Raw genomic sequence first — 2,072 nt, 5'->3', positions numbered from 1 at the left:
CTCTGGGTCCGCACGGCGCCCTCCGGGGGGGTGTGTTTCGGGGCGGGGGTGTGGCGGGGTGGGTGTGGGGCTGTCTGGCCGCGCCCCCCCCCCCCCCCCGCCACTACGAGACGGTCTGAGCCCGCGCCGCGTCGGCCTCCACCGGAGCACCGGCCGAGGACGCGGGCGTGCGGTGGTCGAAGGCGATCAGCGGGTCGCCGGTGAGCGGGTGTTCGACCACCGCCGCCCGCACGCCGAACACCTCGGCGAGCAGGTCGGAGGTGAGCACGTCGCGCGGTGCTCCGGAGGCCACGAGGGCGCCGCGGTGCAGGACGTGCAGGCGGTCGCAGACCGAGGCGGCGGCGTTGAGGTCGTGCAGCGCGACCAGGGTGGTGCGGCGCTGTTCCCGTAGCAGGGCGAGGAGTTCGACCTGGTGGCGGACGTCCAGGTGGTTGGTCGGCTCGTCCAGCACGAGGACGTCCGGCTGCTGGGCGAGCGCCCGGGCGAGCAGCACCCGCTGGCGTTCGCCGCCGGACAGCTGGGCGAACCGGCGGCCGGCGGCCTCCGTCATGCCGACGCGCACGAGGGCGTCGGCGACGACGCGGTGGTCCTCGGCGTCGTCGGCGGCGAAGGCGCGCTTGTAGGGGGTGCGGCCCATGGCGACGACCTCGCGGACGGTCAGTTCGAAGTCGCCGCCGCGTTCCTGCGGGAGGGCCGCGATGTGCCGGGCGGACTCCGCCGGGGAGATGCCCTCCAGCTCCCGTCCGGCCAGCAGGATCCGCCCCGCGCTCGGCCGCAGGTGCCGGTAGACCGTGCGCAGCAGGCTGGACTTGCCGCTGCCGTTGGGTCCGACCAGTCCGGCGATCTCGCCCTCCTCGGCGACGAGGTGGACGCCGGCCACGACGGTGCGTCCGGCGAGGGCGACGCTCAGGTCTTCGACGGCGATCCTCACTTGCGCTCCAGTCGTCGGTCCAGCAGGTAGAGCAGGGTGGGGGCACCGAGGACGGCGGTGACGACGCCGATGGGCAGTTCCTGGTTGTCCAGGGCGGTGCGGGCGAGGGTGTCGACGACGACGAGCAGCAGGGCGCCGGTGAGGGCGGACAGCGGCAGCAGGCGCCGGTGGTCGCCGCCGACGAGCAGCCGGCACACGTGCGGCACCATGAGCCCGACGAAGCCGATCGCGCCGGAGACGGCGACCAGCACGCCGGTGAGGACGCTGGTGACGACGAAGATCTCGCGGCGCAGCCGGGTGACGTCGACGCCGAGTCCGGCGGCGGTCTCGTCGCCCATGAGCATCGCGTTGAGTGCGCGGGCGCGGGCCTGGAGCAGGGCGAGGCCGAGGGACACGGCGGCTGCGGGGATGGCGAGTTGGGACCAGACGGCGCCGCCGAGGCTGCCCATGAGCCAGAACAGGACGCCTCTGGTCTGCTGTTCGTCGCTGGTCTGGAGGACGAGGTAGCTGGTGATGCCGCCGAGGAACTGGGCGATGCCGATGCCGGCGAGGACCAGGCGCAGCGGGGAGAAGCCGCCGCCGCGCCGGGCGAGGAGCCAGACGAGGGAGAACGCGGCGAGGGCGCCGGCGAAGGCGGCGAGGGAGACGGTGAGGCCGAGGGCGCTGCCGAAGGAGAGCTGGAGCCCGAGGGCGGTGCCGAGGACGAGGGTGGCGACGGCGCCGAGGGATGCGCCGGAGGAGATGCCGAGGAGGTAGGGGTCGGCGAGGGGGTTGCGGACGAGGGCCTGGACGGCGGTGCCGACGAGGCCGAGTCCGGCGCCGACGACGGCGGCCAGCAGGGCGCGGGGGACGCGCAGTTGCCAGACGATGAGGTCGCGGGTGCCGGGTTCGGGGGCGCGTCCGGTGAGCCGGCGGGCGATGACGGCCCAGACTTCGCCGGGCGGGACGTCGACGGCGCCGAGGGAGACGGCGGCGGTGAGGGCGAGGAGGAGGGCGGCGCCGAGGGCGGCGGCCAGCGGCCCGGGCCCCCCGGGGGGGGGCGGGGGGGCGCCCGCGGGCGACTCGGCAGCCCCCGGGGGGGGGCCGCGGGGCAACCCAGGGGCGGGCGGACGGACCGGCTGAGGACCCGGGATTTAGAGGT

At 75.9% G+C, this 2,072-nt stretch carries 2 protein-coding genes; both read right to left on the bottom strand.

Annotated elements, in window-relative coordinates; all coding sequences use genetic code 11:
• Positions 1-103 precede the first annotated feature (103 nt).
• The gene (locus ACFV4G_RS04060; protein WP_380436198.1) at positions 104-931 is read right to left on the bottom strand and encodes an ABC transporter ATP-binding protein; all 828 of its coding nucleotides are present in this window, start codon (positions 929-931) and stop codon (positions 104-106) included.
• The gene (locus ACFV4G_RS04055) at positions 928-2,025 is read right to left on the bottom strand and encodes a FecCD family ABC transporter permease (protein ID WP_380436196.1); all 1,098 of its coding nucleotides are present in this window, start codon (positions 2,023-2,025) and stop codon (positions 928-930) included. The genes ACFV4G_RS04060 and ACFV4G_RS04055 overlap by 4 nt, the downstream gene beginning before the upstream one ends.
• Between the last annotated feature and the right edge of the window lie 47 nt (positions 2,026-2,072).

Origin of the sequence: Kitasatospora sp. NPDC059747, assembly GCF_042732955.1 — a bacterium.
Lineage (GTDB): Bacteria > Actinomycetota > Actinomycetes > Streptomycetales > Streptomycetaceae > Kitasatospora.
Note: the sequence above shows the minus strand (reverse complement) of the source record. Positions and strands in the feature narration are given on the sequence as shown.